The sequence below is a fragment of the Capnocytophaga sputigena genome, from assembly GCF_900446695.1.
Lineage (GTDB): Bacteria > Bacteroidota > Bacteroidia > Flavobacteriales > Flavobacteriaceae > Capnocytophaga > Capnocytophaga sputigena.
This window is the reverse complement of sequence record NZ_UAVP01000003.1, coordinates 502,693-521,052: the sequence shown is the minus strand read 5'-3', so window position 1 is coordinate 521,052 and position 18,360 is coordinate 502,693. Positions and strand designations below refer to the sequence as shown.

7 protein-coding genes are annotated in these 18,360 nt (G+C 37.7%); 4 read left to right on the top strand and 3 right to left on the bottom strand.

The annotated features are described in order from the left end of the window. Positions 1-48 precede the first annotated feature (48 nt). Positions 49-912, bottom strand: coding sequence for a nucleotidyltransferase family protein (locus tag DR017_RS02610; protein ID WP_002681994.1), 864 nt, complete (start codon positions 910-912; stop codon positions 49-51). A 337-nt stretch (positions 913-1,249) separates the two neighbouring features. On the opposite strand from DR017_RS02610, the gene DR017_RS02605 reads away from it, so the two are divergent. The 4 genes from DR017_RS02605 (at position 1,250) to DR017_RS02590 (ending at position 16,939) form a co-directional block, all read left to right on the top strand. After that, complete coding sequence (locus DR017_RS02605; protein ID WP_095909133.1) at positions 1,250-13,117, top strand: T9SS type B sorting domain-containing protein; 11,868 nt, start codon at positions 1,250-1,252, stop codon at positions 13,115-13,117. A gap of 142 nt (positions 13,118-13,259) precedes the next feature. Next, the gene (locus DR017_RS02600; protein ID WP_040362014.1) at positions 13,260-14,585 is read left to right on the top strand and encodes an anaerobic C4-dicarboxylate transporter family protein; all 1,326 of its coding nucleotides are present in this window, start codon (positions 13,260-13,262) and stop codon (positions 14,583-14,585) included. Between the two features lie 55 nt (positions 14,586-14,640). Beyond that, on the top strand, positions 14,641-15,699 hold the full coding sequence (gene ansB / locus DR017_RS02595) for an L-asparaginase 2 (protein ID WP_002682219.1): 1,059 nt from the start codon (positions 14,641-14,643) through the stop codon (positions 15,697-15,699). 64 nt (positions 15,700-15,763) lie between these two features. Beyond that, the gene (locus DR017_RS02590) at positions 15,764-16,939 is read left to right on the top strand and encodes a porin (protein WP_002682211.1); all 1,176 of its coding nucleotides are present in this window, start codon (positions 15,764-15,766) and stop codon (positions 16,937-16,939) included. Positions 16,940-17,057: 118 nt separating this feature from the next. Here DR017_RS02590 and DR017_RS02585 read toward each other — a convergent pair whose 3' ends face one another. After that, positions 17,058-17,573, bottom strand: a complete 516-nt coding sequence (locus DR017_RS02585; RefSeq protein ID WP_002682217.1) for a KdsC family phosphatase — start codon at positions 17,571-17,573, stop codon at positions 17,058-17,060. Next, entirely contained in the window at positions 17,554-18,324 is a 771-nt protein-coding gene (locus DR017_RS02580) for a Rossmann-like and DUF2520 domain-containing protein (RefSeq protein WP_002682218.1), read from the bottom strand. The genes DR017_RS02585 and DR017_RS02580 overlap by 20 nt, the downstream gene beginning before the upstream one ends. Between the last annotated feature and the right edge of the window lie 36 nt (positions 18,325-18,360).

Here is an 18,360-nt window from a genome sequence, read left to right as displayed (position 1 = left end):
GATAAGAAGTGAAAAAAACTTATTATCTCTTACAGGTTAAACATTTTATTAGAATTTATCGGGATAGCTACCCTTATCTACGAGTTTTTGAATTTCGTTTTGTACCAGAGCAAGATCTTCGTGATAGGTCATTCCAAACCAGTTATCGTGGTTAGGCAATACTTCCAATTTATATCCATAGTCTTTGATTGCGTGTTGTACAACCATAGGAATATAAAATTCTGCCTTAGGGTCATCTTTATGTTCGGCTACAAATTCTTTGAAATAATGATCGGCTATATCCAATACTTCGTGAGTAAATCCCCAGAAATTCATAGAAACGTAGGTACTTAGAGGGTACTCAGTGCCAGTAGCCTCATCAATAGCAGTAGTCTCACTATTTTTGCGCAGTTTGGTAGCTTCGTTGATAGAGAGTAGGTGGTGATTTTTATCTACTTCACAAATACCACGAGAGACAGTACCATTTTCACTCAAAGTGTTTTTGAGCAGGTAACCACCTGAGAAGAAAGTTTTTTCTTTACCAGCATTAAGAGCTTCATACATCAGTTTAAAGCCTTCTTTGCCGTAGTAATCATCAGCATTGATAATGAGGAAAGGGTTTTTTACGAATTCTTTCACACAGAGCATTGCGTGCCCTGTTCCCCAAGGTTTTTTGCGTTCAATACCTTTAGGATTATAGTCGTCTTGGTATACGTAAGTGATAGGGACATTGTTGAAGCGGTTTTCAAGGTGTTGGCGGGTGAGGTTATCGATTTCGTGGCGGATGATGAGCACGATATTGTCAAAACCAGCTTGTAGAGCGTCGTAGATGCCATAATCAAATAAGGCGTTGCCGTTGTGTATATTTTCTAATTGTTTATCAGAGCCAAAACGACTTCCTAAGCCAGCGGCAAGAATCACTAATGTAGTCATTATAGTGTGTATTTTTTATGATTAATTAAATTATATCGGCAAAAATACAAAAAAAAAACAAAATAACAAGAAATCAATAAAGATTCGGTTTAAAGTATCTGTGTTTTTTCTTATCTTTTATCTCTTATCTTTTGCCTAAACGAAACTTTAACAATAATTTAACATCGGTGTATTCGCTTAATTTTCAGTAGTTTATGGAGTTTGTATTACTTTAGAGGTGTGAAAATAAGGTAACAATATTGTGTAAATAATAAAAAGATACTATTTTTGTGGCGTTTAATATATATATAAATTACACGCAAAATAATTATTACTTACAGCTTAAAAGTAAACAAAGATGAAAAAGTTTCTTACAGCAATTGTATTTTTAATCTTCACAGGGGCAGGATTTGCTCAATGTATCAATGTGCAAACTACGGCTATCAAAGGGAATTGTTACAGTGATAACCAGATAAAGGTAACAGCCCAAGATATGACCCCTTATCCCTCTATTTGTTTGCCTTCCAGTGGTAAATTTATAGTAGAGATACAAGGACCTGGAAAAGATGGCGAGATGTTTAGGATGAACCGCCCATCACCTTCGGCTCCTGCCGAGTATACTTTCTATAACTTAAAAGTAGGAAAGTATAAAATTATTGTGCGCGATGAAGACACAGGTGCTTTTGATGAGCGCGAGGTAGATGCCGACTCTAACTATAAGGTTATGAATATCCAAAATCTTGAGGCTTTAGCTCCTTCTTGTGGGCAAACCAATAGTGGAGGAGTAAGGTTTAAAATTCCTAATGGGGGGATAGGACCTTTTCAAGTAACTATCTTCGATATGAATAGAAATGTGATTGTACCTATGCAGGAGTTTTCGCGTCCTGCTAACAATGGCTATATAGAGGTGAGAGGAGATAATGCACACCCCCTACCTATTAATAAGCAGATAATTGTACAAATACACGATAAAACTAATATAGGTAACCAATGCGGTGAAACACGCCGTTTTCCCAGTATACAAATACCTTCACAACAAAAATATGTAGTGGAGTGTATCAATATCAAAACTTATCTAAGAAGATTAGAGAAGAACAACAAAGACTGTAAGTATAGGTTTAGAATCGACTTAGTAAGACCTGAAGATAATCGATTGATTTATCAGGGTATAGATGATATGACAGAGTTTAGGAACTTCTTTAAAAAACCAGGAACTGCTGTATTACGTATAGTAAATAAAGGAATTACCATTGATATGTCGTCTACATTTTCAGATTATTACTATTATACCAATAGTTATGAAATTGAGAGTGGAGATGAAATAGAAATTACTATTAAAGGACCTAAAAATACCATCAAAGAGCGTTTTAAATTAGATAATCGCATTAATGTGTCTTATTATGGACCTCTTATTTATAACGCAAAAGATTGTTCGAGGAATCGTACTTATTACACAGAGGGAACTTGTGGTAATATAACCTCTAATACAGAAAAATATTTGTGTGGTACTTATGATACTCGTTGGTATGTTTACAATGTTAATTATACCGACCTTAATAATGGGGAGAGTAGAAATATATACCAAGTTTCAGACTGGAGAAGTGGTTATGGTAATTTGAAATTACAACGCAAAGTGGGAACTAATTGGGTAGATGAACCAAGTAATACCCCATCTACACCAGGGGCTACTTATAGGTATACCTATAAAACTACCCCTCCAGGTTGCCCTCCTGCAGTATCTAATGAATTTGTATCTGATTATCCTCCTCATAGTGTGGGGACTCCTCCTGCTGTTACAGCAAGACCTATAGAAAAAGTATGGGATGCATTGGAAACGGGCTATGGTATGTATGAAGGAACGGGAGCTTTTAGATTTAATCTACCTTGTGGCACTTTTTTTTACCCATTAAACTTTAAAATAGAACGTGCTGATGGAGTAGCTTCTATTACTTATCAAGGAAAAATAGGCTTTAGCGATACGGTTACACGTACTATCACATTTCCTCTTATCAAACCAGCTAATTATTGTCAAACTTTAGGATATACTAATTTACCTGCTGGGCGATATAAAATTACTGTTACCGATGCTTGTAGTAAAACCACTACAAGAGAGATAGATTTAGCAGCTACTACTTATAACCCAGTCTTGAAATATGAAAGAGATTGTGAAATAGGTAAAGTAATTTTTGATATAGGTAGAAATATAGTAGTAGAAAATAACTCTAGCTTTGATAGAGTATCTTTACAAAAAGAGCAAGAAGATCAATATGGTAATAAATCTTGGCAATACGTAATAGGAGCTAATGGGCAAAATTATATAGATGATCAAAAAGGTAGTTTTCCAAATCTATTACCTGGCAAATATAGAATTGAGATGAATCCCTTTAACTATACTTATCATGCTATATTTGAGAACAAGTCTAATCATAAATATTATAGAAATTGGAGCTTTATAGATCCAGCTGTTCCTTATGTTTCCAGTGGTAAAGCTTATAAAGAAATCATTATACCTGATCTCACAAAACTCAACCCAGTGGTAAACCCTGTAGTTTGTGACTCAGGTAGTGCAACAGGTATGATTGCTGTAGATGTTACAGGGCAAGAGGTGTATTTCCCACTTACTTTCCGCCTCTACAAAAAAACTACTGTTACTGCTACAACCTCTACTTTGATAGAGACTAAAAAATACGAAGAGAGTGATAACAAATATTTCTATATTTTTAAAGGGCTAACTACTGGATTCTACCGTGTGGAAGTGGAACACCGTTGTCAAACTGTTCCTAAAGATATAGATATAGACCTCACTAATGCCTTTAATCCGTTCTTGGTGATTGACCGCCCTGTGCCTTTCTGTACAGGCAACCGAGCTCGTGTGAAATTAGGTCTCTCAGAACATATATTTGATATCAATTGGTTTAAGCTCGATGCTAATGGTAACAAAACTACTACTTATCCATTGGGTACTGGCAGTAGTTTTTGGGAAAATATTTATACTACTACTACTTATATGGCTGAATATACCTTGAAAACAGGAATAGGTTGTAGTAATAAAACTACTTATACCAAATCAGCTACAGTAGTATTGCCTCCTATAGACGAACCTCCTTTTGTCAAGACTCCTTGTCCAAATAACATAGAAGTTACTGTGGATGTAGGACAATGTGGTAAAGCAGTACGTTGGCGTGAACCTGAAGCTTATCCTACTTGTTTAGGAGCTGTTACTACTACTCGTAGTCACGCACCAGGCTATGTATTCCCTATAGGAGTACATACGGTAGTATATACCTTTGCTGATACGCGAGGTAATACAAGTAGTTGCTCGTTTACAGTTACGGTAAAATCTAATGCGTTGAAGCTAAAAACGTCACAACGTTATGTAGATACCTCTGGTAACCCTATTACTCAACTTACTCCTAACCAAGCGTTTTTCTACGAATTAAACTATGAGAATGTAGGTTCTGAAAGTATCAAACAAGCAGTTATTTCGGTAAAACTTCCTCAAAATGCTACCGTAATAACCAATGGAGAACCCGATCTCAATAGTGCAGGTGATGGCTCAAGTGCTAATCCATATCCACAAAAATCGTACAATGCTGTGAATAAGGCTTATGAGTTTGTGATAGGTGGCACATCGGGTTATCCTGAGTCTACTCTTAAGTTAGGTGATCCAAGTCGTACCATTCGTATCCCGTTGAAAATACAGGGCGATTGTGATAAACTTCTGCAACCTTGTGCTAACTATTTACAAACAGAATTTTCTATCACTTACCAAGGTGGACCTGCCGCTTGTCCAATAGCACAACAAGTAGATACAGGGGTAAGTTCTATTACTATTGATACCTCTAATTGTAACCGTCAAGAAACTTTCTGTGGTACGGGAGTGATGACCTTTGAAGCAACTGGTAATTTTGCTACTTATCAATGGTATAAAAATGGTAGCGTACTAACAGGAGAGATTCATCGCACTTATCAAGCAAATGCACCAGGAGTGTACAAAGTAGTGAAAACAAACTCTTGCCAAGGAGTACAAGTAGAAACTACAGAAACTATCAACTATGAAGCGCCCTCAAATACAACTGACCCTATTCGCGCACAAGCCCAAAATTTAGGGGTAACTTGTCCAGATAACTCAGTTTGGACAAGCCATTTCTACCTATGTCAAGGAGGGTCTAAAAATATTACTGTAAGCTATCAAAACACTGCTTTTGAGTGGCAGCAATGGAATGGCTCTTGTACCGAATCATCTTCTGATTGTAGAAATTTGGAAGACCAATGTTGGACAACTATCAACAACAATCGTACTTTTGTAGCCAATACAGCAGGTAAATATCGTTTGAGATTGCCTAATTGTAACCAAAGTTTCTATTTTGAGGTATTTACAGCAGGTCTTACAGGTTCGCTTACTGATGAAATTCACGAAACTGATTTCACTCAAGGTTCTGTAAAACTTCTGCTTAGCACTAGTGGAGTGACTTACAAAGTGGAGATTTTCAAAGGAGGTGCACCTTTCCGTACAGAGGTAATTAATACGAATGATTATCGTATCAATAATTTATCGCAAGGTACTTATGATGTGAAAGTTACATCACCACAAATCCCAGGTTGTCAATACAACGGACAAGTAACTATCAACAAAACAAGCCAAATGAAGGTTACAGCAACCTTCAAAGGATTTACCTCTTGTAACAAAGCTAAGTTTGAACTTAAAGCTGAAGGAGGTGCTCCTACCTATCGTTTTTATATTTGGACAATAGACGGTCAGCAACAATATACAGATATACCTACCGCTTTGGCTGCTCCTCATATCGCTATTCAATTGGCACATCAACCAAGTGTAGAAGTTGAAGTACCAAATATTACTCGTGTAGGTGAATATGTATTCTTAGTAGGAGACACTCGTAGTGGAGCTTTTGCCTTGTCTAACAAAGTAACTGTAAATCCTCCAAATCCACATACATTTACCTTTAGTGCGACCCAAGAAATTCAGTGTGAAAGTATGCCTAATTCAGGAGTAATTAACCTTACTTTTGCACCAGGAACACAAAATCAAAATCGCATTATCAACCTTTATAAATTAGATGATACAGGAGCAAGAATAGGAACTCCTTTTAAAACTAGTTCAGGAGGTTTGTTCACAGGTATTCCAGCCGGTACTTATGAAATAGAAATGTTATCACAAGTTGCAGGAACTACTTGTACATATATCAAAAAACCTATTGTGATACTTCCACCTCAAGCACCTTTGCGCGCTTATGCAGGAGTGGTAGCCGATAGATCGTGCGATACTGCACACAATCAATATAAAGTATCAGTGAATAACGTTACAGGTGGTACTCCTCCTTATCGTTATAGTTTTGATGGTGAAAATACTTATGTAACTAATCCTATAGGTTTTATTGGAGGTTCTACAACTATCTATGTAAAAGATAGTAAAGATTGTCGTCTTGAAATTCCTATTACCACACAAGCAACTGTTATACCTACTATAGCGTTCAGTCCTGTAGTTTATCGTTGTGATAGTGGTTATGGTTCAGTAACTATTACAGTTTCATCTACAGTAAGTCAAACTTATCAATACAGTTTTGATGGTAGTGCTAAACAAACTCTTATAGGCAACAGTTTCAACCGCTTGTTGTCACCAGGAGTACATACTCTTACAGTGTACTACCGTCCAACTGATACCGCTACAACACCTAATGTACTCTTTACAGAAGACTTTGGTAAAGATGCTAACGATTGTTTGCCAGTTGCTAATACTTCTTTGGTATGTAATACTACAGGTAGTCTTTCAGATGGTAACCAAGTACTTACTAAACAAGTACAAGTAAGTTCAAATCCTAATTGGCTTGCTACAGCCCCTACAGACCCTTCAGGAGGTCGTTACTTAGCAGTAGCGGGTAATGGTAATAATGAGGTGGTATATCAAAAACTCCTTAAAGGGGTTACTCCTAATACTGAATTTACCGTAAGTTTAGATGCTCTCAACCTCATTAGAACAGGAGTGACAGCAATACCTGCTCGCCTTAATGTAGAAATAGCTAAAACTGATGGTACTACTTTGCGCAGTAAGAGCTTGGCAACTATCAATAGCAATAGTTGGACAAATTATAAAGTAACCTTTACTGAAACTGAAATGACTGGCTTTGCTAATGGAGAACTATTACTAAAAGTAGTGAATACAGCGGCTGCTACTTATGGAGGTTTAGGTAATGATTTTGCGGTGGATAACCTCAAAGTATCACAAGCTATCACTTATTGTGATTTGAAGGTAACTCAGCTAATCAATATAGAAAAGAATAAACAAATGCGTGCCGAGAAATTCGGTACCGAGAAGAATGTAAGTTGTATTGGAGCACAAGATGGTGAAGTTCGCATCAGGGTTATCAACCCAACATCTACTAATATTCTTTATTCAGTAGAAAGAACTTATACCACTACAACTACTTGGACACCTACAACCCTTGATGCTCAAGGAGTATTCATAGTTACAGGATTAGAAGCTAACCAAAATGGTGTAGTGAGTATACGAGATGCTAATAATGCTAATTGTGCAGTATCAGTGGCTTATAAAGTTGGAGAGCCTACTCCTATAGTACCAACAGTAGTATTTATGGATAAAGTAACCTGCTACAATGGCGGAGTTGCTAAGATAAAAGTATCGGCTACTGGTGGTAATGCTGGAGGTTATCAGTATAGAGTAGGTTTAGTAAGTGGAACTTTAGGTGCTTTGCAACCAGTAGCTCCACAAGTAAATCCTTGGGAAATAAGTAATTTAGCACCTGGTACTTATACTTTAGTAGTACAAGATAGTAAAGGTTGTACAACCGAGACTACTTTTGAAATCGTTAATAAAGCTACTCTTTCAGTTACTGCCGAGCCTACCTCTTATTGCTATGGAGATGCACAAGAGAAGAAAGTAGAGATTACAATAATTAGCGGTAATGGAAACTATAAAGTACAACGTGTAGGAGGTAATATTTATGCTTTCAATACATCAATTTTTGAATATCCTGATGCTCTTGATGCAGGTACTCATACATTTGTAGTAACTGATGGTTTTGGTTGTCAAACAACTGTAACTACTCAAATTTATGCACCATTATCACTCACTGTATCACCTACTCAAACACAATATGCTGATTGTAAGGGAAGCAGTGTAAACTATACTCTCACCGCATCTGGAGGTATCCCTACTGCACTTAAAGAATTTAAGTATAGTGTTGATGGTGGAGCTACTTTCCATACAATTGGTTCAAGTACCTCTCAGGTAACCTTTACCTATCCAGTAACAGTAGCAACCACAACTGAGTTCCGTTTCCAAGTAACTTATAAACCCGATGGTAGTGAGTGTAAACGTGAACAATACGTAACCTTAGCTTATGACCCACCACGTTTCTTAACCAATACCTTTACCACTACTCAAGCTACTTGTGGTAACAATAATGGTTCGGTAATTATCACACCAAGTGATTATTATGTAGGTACAGCTTCACATACCCTTAAAGTGGTGAATACTTTAGGAGTAACACAAACTCCTACAGCTTTAGCACCGGGTAATTATATAGCACACCTCACCGATGATCGTGGTTGTGTGGCTACTCAAGCCTTTACCATTACAGCAGCTCCTCAACTCACAGCAACAGCTACTGTAAGCAAACAAATGGGTTGTACCTCATCAGCTGCCGATTTAGCAGCGATTACAGTAACCCTTAATACAGGAGGTAGAGCACCTTTTGATATTCTTTTAAGAAATACCACTTCAGGAGCTCAAGTAAGTGAAACTTCTCAACTTAATAATGTTTCAAAAGTATTTGCAGGTTTGGACTATGGTAATTATGAAATTACGATTACCGATGCTAATAGTTGCCAAACACGAATGAATGTGGTGATCTTACCAAACTCTAATGTGATGTCTATCACTCCAGTAACCCCTACAGCTTGCGCTACTACAGGAGAGGTACGTATCACAGCAACTAGTTCACCTACCTTTACAGCATCTACTAATGCATATTTTGCTATATATCGACCAGGTATTCAAAACCCACCAGCTGGATCAGGAGCGAATATAGAAACTACTAGCAATCCGAATGGAGGTACTGATGTATGGCACAAAGGAGTAGCTTCAGGTACTGGGGTAGGAGTAACTATAGGAGGTCTCACACCAGGGGTACAATACACTTTCATAGCTTATAATATGGTTACTAAGTGTCGTTACACCCAACAGATGACAGTACCTGTACCTACATATTCACAAATGTCGGTAGCGATAGATGTGAAGAATGTAAGTTGTGCAACTGGTAGCGATGGAACCTTTACTTTTACTTTAACAAATCCTCACGGAAGTACTACTCATATAGGTTATGAAGTATATCGTGAAGATAATCATCAGCCAATAGCAGGAGCGGTAGGTACAGTTCCAGCTCCATTCACTACACCTCAAGTAGCCAATGGTAACTTACCAGCAGGTAAATACTATGTGAAATTTACAGAAACTATTGGAGGTGTGGCAAGCTGTGTAACCTCAAAGAATTTTGAAATCAAACGTTCTCTCACTCAGTTACAAATTGCAGCTGTAGCTAGCAAAAAAGCTTCTTGTAATACTTTGGGTGAAGCGTGGTTGAATATTACAGGAGGTACAGCTACTTACACTTATGGTTATGTAGTTTCAGGAGGAGCAGCTCCATCTGTAATGACTCGCACTGTTCAAACTTCATCTTATATCAATATACCTGCGGGTAATTGGGATGTGTATGTACGCGATGCTTATGGCTGCTTGCAATCTACTACAGTTACTATTGATATTTTTGATACACCTAATATTGCAACAGTAACTACTTTGGCTTGTCAGGCTTACCATAATACTAATGGTAAAATACCAGTGAGGGTAACTCTTAACAAAATAGGTCAAGGTAACCACTATTATAGTTTAGATGGAGCTGCCGATAGACCTGTAGTTTGGACAATAGCCAATCAGGCATTCGAGTTAGAGGTAACTCCTTTGGCTACACACACAGTTGCAGTGAAAGATGTAAATGGTTGCGTGACTACAGCTACTTTCAGTACTACAGCTCTTATCACAGCAACAGCTACTATTAGTAGAAATAAAACTTGTGCAACCCCTACTGCTGATATCACAGTAACTGTGGCAGGAGGAACTGGCACTTATAGTTATACTTTAGAACGTTTAGACAACGGTATAGTAGCGGGAGCTATTCTTTCACAAGATGTAGCTTTCCCTACTCCTACCGGAGGAGTGATAACTATTGCAACACCTACTACTGAGGCTGCTACTTATCGCATCAGTATTTACGATGCCGAAACTGTAGATTGTCCTATAGTGAAAGAGGTAACAGTACGTGATCCCGATCCTATCAATTTAGCTAATGTTGTAGTACAACCTTATCACGAAAAATGTAATTTAGGTCTTACAGCTACTGGTACTGGTAGTATAGATATAGCAATGCCTACTGATAGTGATACTTATACCTTTAAGATTACTAGTGCTATTGATATCACTACCGGAAATAACGTAACGGTAACAACAACTCCTACTATTGCAGGTACTCATACAGCTACATTCACTCAGCTACGTGGTACAACTCAAGGAGTAAAATACCAAATAACAATTACTAATAGTACAGGTTGTGAGGCTTTTGTAGAAACTATAATCACCTCTCCAGAGCCATTAGAATTACAAGCGGGAGTAATTACCGCGACTCAATATATATGTGAGGGCACCAATGGATTATCAACGCCTAAAGTAAGTGTAGATACGAGCAAGATACGCGGAGGTATGCCACCATATACAATAGAGTTCTTTGATAATGGCGGCAATAGTTTAGGAAATGGTACAGAATATACCCTTCCGAACTTGAATGGAGGTACTTTCTATGCTACAGTAAAAGATGCTTCAGGCACTTGTGCAACAAGTACAACAAGCGTAACAGTAGCACCAGCCTTCGAGTTGCAAACTCTAAGTATTACCACAACAACATCAGCTACTTGTGTGGTAGATGAGGTAATAAATATCAGTGTAACAGCTACACCTACATATATAGCAGGTACACCATTGCGTTACGTGATAAAAGGAACAGATAATGCCTTTGCAACTATTACCACAACAACAGCAACCAGCTTGAGTTTGACCCTCACAGGTTCACAAAACTTAGCAGGTTCAAACTATACGATAGAGGTCTTCAACGAGAAGACAGGCTGTAGTATTACGGGAGTTTATACCGTAAAAGATGCTAATACATTTGAGATGACTTCTCATAACCCAGTGAGAGCAGTTTGTCATAACGACAATGGTAGTATTGCGATAACCTTAGTAGATAAAGATCTTTCTAATGGCGACCAATCTACAGCAGGCTTTACATATACTGTTACAGCAGTAAGTGGCGGAGCAACAACTACGGGTACAGTATCAGGTAACACCACAACACTTACCCTAGTAGGTGGTTCTTATGATATCGAAGCGATATCTAATGCTACAGGTTGTAAGGTAGCTAAACATCGTTTTGTAGTTCCATCAAACCCAGCCGAGATAAAAGTGATTTATGTATCACAAAAAGTATCGGTAGACTGTAATAATGAAAATGGGGTTGTAGCCCTTACAGTCATCGGAGGTCAACAAGTTTATACAGTAACCCTTACAGATCCAACAACAGGAAATGTATATACCAAACCAGATATTCCAGAAGGCTCACCAGGAGTAGAAATCACACAAGTGAAAGCGGGTAATTATAATATTACCGTAATAGACGCTTTAGGTTGTACAACAGCTACTGGAACCCTTAGTGTAACAGTAGCCCCATATAATGCTATCAATACAGCGAGCATTACTGTAGCGACAACTTCTATTACTTGTATCGATGCTAAAGATGGAAAACTCAAAGTGTCAGGAGTAACTGGAGGTGCACCACCTTATAACTATACGTTAGTGAGAACTTCAGCAACAGGTAGTGATTTGCCAAAAATAAATACTACTGATAGCGAAGCGACATTTACAGGTATAGAACCAGGAACTTATCGAGTAGATATTTATGATGCACAAAACTGTTCAGTTACAGTGTCAGGAAGCTATACCTTTGTAAATCCATCGCCTATCACTGCTGATATAAACACACTCAATTCTACGTTTGTAACTTGTAAAGGAAGTGATAGTGGTAAGGTAGAAATTACAAATATAGCAGGAGGTACACCTACTTATACCCTTACAATAATTAGAGCCGACAACAGACAAAAGGTAACTCCTGAAGTAGAAACCACAGGAACAAGTCATACTTTCAATGATTTAGGTCCAAGTCCTAAGGATAGTTACTATCAAGTTGTAATAAAAGATGCTAATGATTGTACAATGACTAAGACTTTGACCTTCACAGTGGAAGAGTTACCAGATGTTAGTATCAACGAATTTAAATACTATGGTACTTGTCAAGCGAACTCAAATAGTTATGTAGATTATTTAGAGGTACATTTCAACAATCCATCACCAGACTATAGTAAGATTACTTATAGTTTGAATGGAGGGGCATCAGCAACATTCACACGTACAGTAGGTAATATAGCTTATATTGATAATTTCAACAGAGGTTCAGTTACCCAAACGGTAGAAGTAACTTATACAATAGTTTCATCTATTCCAGGAATGACAGGCAGTTGTAGTGCTTCCGAAACAATCACAATTGATCCTTACACACCGCTTACTGTTACACGAGTAACGACCAATACAACTCTAAACACTTTAGAGGTCTTGGCACAAGGAGGTAGAACGAATAACTTTAGAGGTTATACATACTACTTCAATGAGGTAAGTAAGGGAGATAATCCGGTGTACAAAGTCAACCATAATGATCCTGAAAAAGAAATTGGAGGACGTCGTTACAAGGTAGTGAATGTACGTGTAGAAGATGCCGAAGGTTGTACTGTTACAGCGACTTACGAGGTAGAGTACTTTGATATAGAAGTTCCTAATTACTTTACACCTAATGGAGATGGAGAAAATGAGGTATGGAAGCCTAAGTATTTAGACAATAATGTAAATGCCCGCATCTACATATTCGATCGTTATGGTCGTCGATTAGTGGTGTTAGAATCAGGTCAAGGTTGGGATGGTACTTATGAAAAACGTCCAATGCCATCAGGAGACTACTGGTACATCATCGAAATCAACGATCAGTTGTACGACAAACGTGAGTTCTATGGTAACTTCACTTTGTTCAGATAATCTCAATTTCTGATAGTTATCATATAAAGTATACCTATCTGTTAAAGGAAAATACGATATTTGTTAAAAAATATCGTATTTTCTTTTTTGTTTTCTATAACTTTTGTACCTTTGAGCCATAATTATGATTTCTTAATTGAATATGATTTATATTGAATTGTTAGTAGTGCTTCTTGCTATTTTTATAGGAGCTAGAGTAGGAGGTATAGGGCTTGGTATCTTTGGTATGATAGGTTTGGGTATTTTGGTTTTTGGCTTTGGGCTCAAACCAGGTAATCCACCTATTGATGTAATGCTCATCATTGTAGCTGTAATTACAGCTGCTGCTACTTTGCAAGCCTCAGGAGGCTTGGATTATTTAGTGAAAGTAGCCGAGAAAATCCTGCGTAAAAACCCTTCAATGATTACTTTCTTAGCACCTGTAGTGTGCTACTTCTTCACTTTGTTTTCAGGTACAGGACACATTGCCTATTCTCTATTGCCTATTATTTCTGAAATAGCTACCGATAGCAAAGTGCGACCTGAGCGTCCACTTTCTATCTCAGTAATCGCTTCGCAACAAGCCATTACTGCCAGCCCTATTTCGGCAGCAACAGCTGCTTTGCTTTCTGCTGAACTATTAGGAAGTAAAGGTATTACACTTGGTAATATATTAATGGTGTGTATCCCTGCAACCCTTATTGGGGTAATTGTGGGAGCGATAGCTGTGAGATTTATGGGTGTACCTCTCGAAAAAGACCCTGAATATTTACGTCGTTTAAAAGAAGGTTTGCTAGAAAAAGAAAATCACTCTGCTGGGCAAGAAAATGAGAAAGATCAACAAAGAGCAAAAACCTCAGTGATTATTTTCCTTATGGGAGTACTTTCTATTGTGCTTTTTGGTTCTATTGATACATTGCGTCCCGCTTTTGAGGTAAATGGCGAAATGCAAAGAATAGGGATGACCCAACTTATTGAAATTATAATGATGTCTATAGCTGGCTTGATGATTATCTTTGCTCGAGTAGACATCAATAAAGCAGTAAAAGGTTCAGTATTTATTGCAGGTATGCAAGCAGTGATAGCTATTTTTGGGATAGCTTGGATGGGAGATACTTTCTTTAATGGTAATATTGAGTTCTTCAAAATGCACATCGAACAAATCGTTACCCAATATCCTTTCCTCTTTGCAGTAGCACTTTTTGTAATGTCTGTTCTTTTGTTTAGTCAAGCAGCAACAGTGCGTACGCTCTATCCTTTGGGGATTGCTTTAGGTATTCACCCAATGGCACTCATCGCGATGTTCCCTGCGGTAAACGGATATTTCTTTATTCCTAACTATCCAACGGTAGTTGCTGCTATCAATTTCGATAGAACGGGCACTACTCGCATAGGCAAGTACGTGCTGAACCACTCATTTCAAATACCTGGTTTCGTAGCGACAATTGTTGCTATCGCAGTAGGGTATTTTATCATAATGTTTATGTAGCACTCTCTAACTAATTCCTAACATCTAATTCCTGAAAAATAAAAACCTAATATATATGATAACATTGATGAAAAAAATAGCCCTTTCATTGTTGTTGATGATGTCTGTGGCTGTCTTTGCGCAACAAAAGCCAAAGATTCGTATTTTAGCTACTGGTGGTACTATCGCTGGGGTAAGTAAATCAAATACTGAAACCAACTATAAGGCTGGTGAACTCGGTATTTATCAACTCTTGGAAGCAGTGCCCGAAGTGAAGAATGTAGCCAATATAAGTGGTGAACAAATCGTGAAGATAGGTTCTCAAGATATGAATGATGAGGTATGGCTTACCCTTGCCAAACGCATCAATCAATTGCTCAACAAAGAAGGATACGACGGAGTGGTAATCACTCACGGTACTGATACAATGGAGGAAACTGCCTATTTCCTCAACCTTACTGTTCATAGTAAAAAACCAGTAGTAATGGTAGGAGCAATGCGCCCCGCTACTGGTATGAGTGCCGATGGACCTCTAAACCTCTATAACGCAGTAGTAACAGCTGCCGATAAAAACGCTATGGGGCGTGGGGTAATGGTGTGTATGAACGACATCGTACTCGATGCTAAAGATGTGATTAAAACCAATACTACTGCTGTCGAAACTTTCCAAGGTGCTAACTATGGCAAATTGGCATACATTCACAATGGCAAAGTATTCTTTAACCGCACTCCTGAAAACAAACACACTTATCAATCCGTTTTCAATGTAGATAACCTTAAAGAATTACCTAAAGTAGGTATCGTATACAGCTATTCTAATGTGTCTGAATTACCAATGAAAGCCTTTATGGATGCTAAATTTGATGGTATTGTACACGCTGGAGTAGGTAATGGTAATCTCTATCACACTATCTTCGATTTGGCAGTAAAAGCAAGAGAGCAAGGCATTCAGTTTGTGCGCTCTTCACGCGTACCTACAGGAGCAACAACCCTCGATGCCGAAGTAGATGATGCTAAATATCAATTTGTAGCTTCACAAACACTTAACCCACAAAAAGCTCGTGTTCTATTGATGTTAGCTCTCACTAAAACCAAAGATTGGAAACAAATCCAAAAATATTTCAATGAATACTAAAACAAGTAAGAGATAATAAGTAACAAGTAAAAAATGCCTCTTATCTCTTACCTTTTACCTTATTATGAAAAGAATATTATTAGCAATCAGCTTTCTTATAGGAGGTGTTGCTTCAGCACAACAAGATTTGCAAGAACAAATCAATCAATTGAGGGCAGAAATCGACCAGCTTAAAGCTACTGCTCCTGCGCCTCTACCTATGCCTGAAAATGAAGGAGAACAGCCCATTCATAAGAAATTTAATATGTACTTCAACTTCCAAGGAAGTTTTGATGTAGAAAAAGCAAAAGACAAAGATATGACGGCTAAGTTCTATGCGCGCCAGTTGCGATGGGAAGTACGAGGTGATATTACCGACCGTATTTTCTACCGCTTTCGTCATCGTCTGAACAAATCTAATGTGGCTGCCTCTTTAGATAATTTGGCTACAGCTACCGATATGCTCTATGCAGGCTTCCGTTTAGATGATAAATGGACACTTACTGCAGGTAAGATGTGTCAAGCGTGGGGAGGATTTGAGTTCGACCTAAATCCAATGAATATCTATGAATATTCTGATTTTCTACAAAATATGGATAACTTTATGTTAGGAGCGATGATTACTTATACTCCTAACCAGAACCACGAGTTTAACTTCCAAATTACTGATGTACGCAATGATAAATTCGAAACGCTTTATGGAACAGCTACGAATACTATCAGTGCAAGTAAAGCTCCTCTTACCTACATTTTTAATTGGAATGGTAATCTATTTGATAATCTTGTACAAACTCGTTGGGGAGGAGGTTTGCAAAGTGAAGCCGATGGCTATAACAACTGGCTATTGATGTTGGGAACTAAACTCAATTTGTCTAAGTTCCAAGTTTTCTTTGATTATATGATGGCTAACGAAGCATTAGATAGGTTGAATTATACCCCTTTAAGTGCTAATGGAAAAACAGCAACCCCAGTAAAAGATGCCAAGTACAATAGCTTTGTACTAAAAGCTGAGTATCAACCTGTACCTCACTGGAATATCTTTGCCCAAGGTATGTATGAAACTGCTAAAAGTGATTTACCCAATAATGAACTTAAAAGTATAGGCTACTATGCAGGAGTTGAATATTTGCCTTTTGAAAAACAAGACTTGCGTTTCTTCTTGGCTTATATAGGAAGAAGTCAGGATAATAAAAATACAAATATAACAAAAGATACCAATCGCGTGAGCCTCGGTTTGATGTATCGCATCAAAGCGTTCTAATAATTAGCTAATAAATAAATCAATACAAAAAGCTGCTCAAAAAAAATCAATACAAAAAGCTGCTCAAAAAAAAATAACTTTTCTTGAGCAGCTTTCGTTAATCGTTAATTATTAATTGTTAATTGAACTCAAACCAATCACCACGTACTTTTAGTACTTGTTCAATCACATCGCGTACAGCCCCTTGTCCGCCATCGCGGTGAGATATGTAGTGAGCAACTGCTTTTACCTCTGGTACAGCATCTTGAGGACAAGTAGCTAAACCTGAGTGTTTCATAGGAGGAATATCAGGGATATCATCTCCCATATAGAGAATTTGCTCTGTTTTAAGTCCTTTGCTCTTTTGGTACTCTAAAAAAGTTTCGAGTTTCTCGTGACGGAGCATATAAATATCGGTTACACCAAGGTTTTCAAAGCGTTTTTGTACCCCTACATTGCCCCCACCTGTAATAATGCAGATAGTATATCCTTTAGCAACAGCTGTTTTGAGGGCAAAGCCGTCTTTCATATTCATACTGCGCAAAAGGTCGCCATCATTGTTTACAAATACTTGGGTATTGGTAAAAACCCCATCTACATCAAAGATAAAAGTAGTAATGTCTTTCAGTTTTTCTTTATAATTCTTTTCTTCCATAAGTGTTTATTATTGATTTTGTAATAATATCGTATATTTCTTTATAGTTATTGTTATCTAACATTGCCAAGTGGTTTGTAATAGTTAGAAAGTCATTGCGTCTTGCAGGACCTGTTTGAGCATCGTAAGCCGAGGTGTTTTGGAGTTTTATAAAAGTTTCGGCAAGGAGAGGTTGTAGAATTTCAAAAGGTACTTCGTTTTCCTTACATATCTGCTGACTTATATATACCAAATGGTTGCTAAAATTGTTCATAAACACAGCAGCGAGGTGTAGTACCCTGCGTTGGTAGCTGTTCAGTGTGTATATTTTTGTGGAAAGCAAAGATGCCAAACGTTGTAGTAGGCAGAAATCATTAGTATTTTCAGCTTCCAAGCAAAAAGGTACTTTAGTGAAATCTACAATTGTTTGTTTGTTCATCGTTTGTAAGGGATAAAATACACCTCGCCTATTTTTAGAGTCAATAGCCTCAATAGAGGTATTGCCCGAGGTATGTACTACCAATTGATTTTCAAAAGGCAATTTTTTGGATATTCCGGCTATAGCCTCATCTTTCACAGCGATAATACACACATCAGCAGGGCGTAAAGTGCTGAGGTGATGTGTTTTTTCTATTTCAAAAGCATCAAACTCAGGGCTTAACTCACTGCGGTTGTAGAGTTGCTGCAATTGCACCTCAGGATGATTGTGAAACGCCTGTGTGAGTTGGTAAGCCATATTGCCAGCACCTATGATATTGATGTGTATTGCCATACAAGTTATTTTTCAAAGGGCAAAGGTAGGGATAAT

Coding starts and splice junctions, on each gene's coding strand:
- DR017_RS02590 (WP_002682211.1), top strand. CDS start 15,764: ATGAAAAGAATATTATTAGCAATCAGCTTTCTTATAGGAGGTGTTGCT.
- DR017_RS02610 (WP_002681994.1), bottom strand. CDS start 912: ATGACTACATTAGTGATTCTTGCCGCTGGCTTAGGAAGTCGTTTTGGC.
- DR017_RS02605 (WP_095909133.1), top strand. CDS start 1,250: ATGAAAAAGTTTCTTACAGCAATTGTATTTTTAATCTTCACAGGGGCA.
- DR017_RS02585 (WP_002682217.1), bottom strand. CDS start 17,573: ATGGAAGAAAAGAATTATAAAGAAAAACTGAAAGACATTACTACTTTT.
- DR017_RS02580 (WP_002682218.1), bottom strand. CDS start 18,324: ATGGCAATACACATCAATATCATAGGTGCTGGCAATATGGCTTACCAA.
- ansB (WP_002682219.1), top strand. CDS start 14,641: ATGATAACATTGATGAAAAAAATAGCCCTTTCATTGTTGTTGATGATG.
- DR017_RS02600 (WP_040362014.1), top strand. CDS start 13,260: ATGATTTATATTGAATTGTTAGTAGTGCTTCTTGCTATTTTTATAGGA.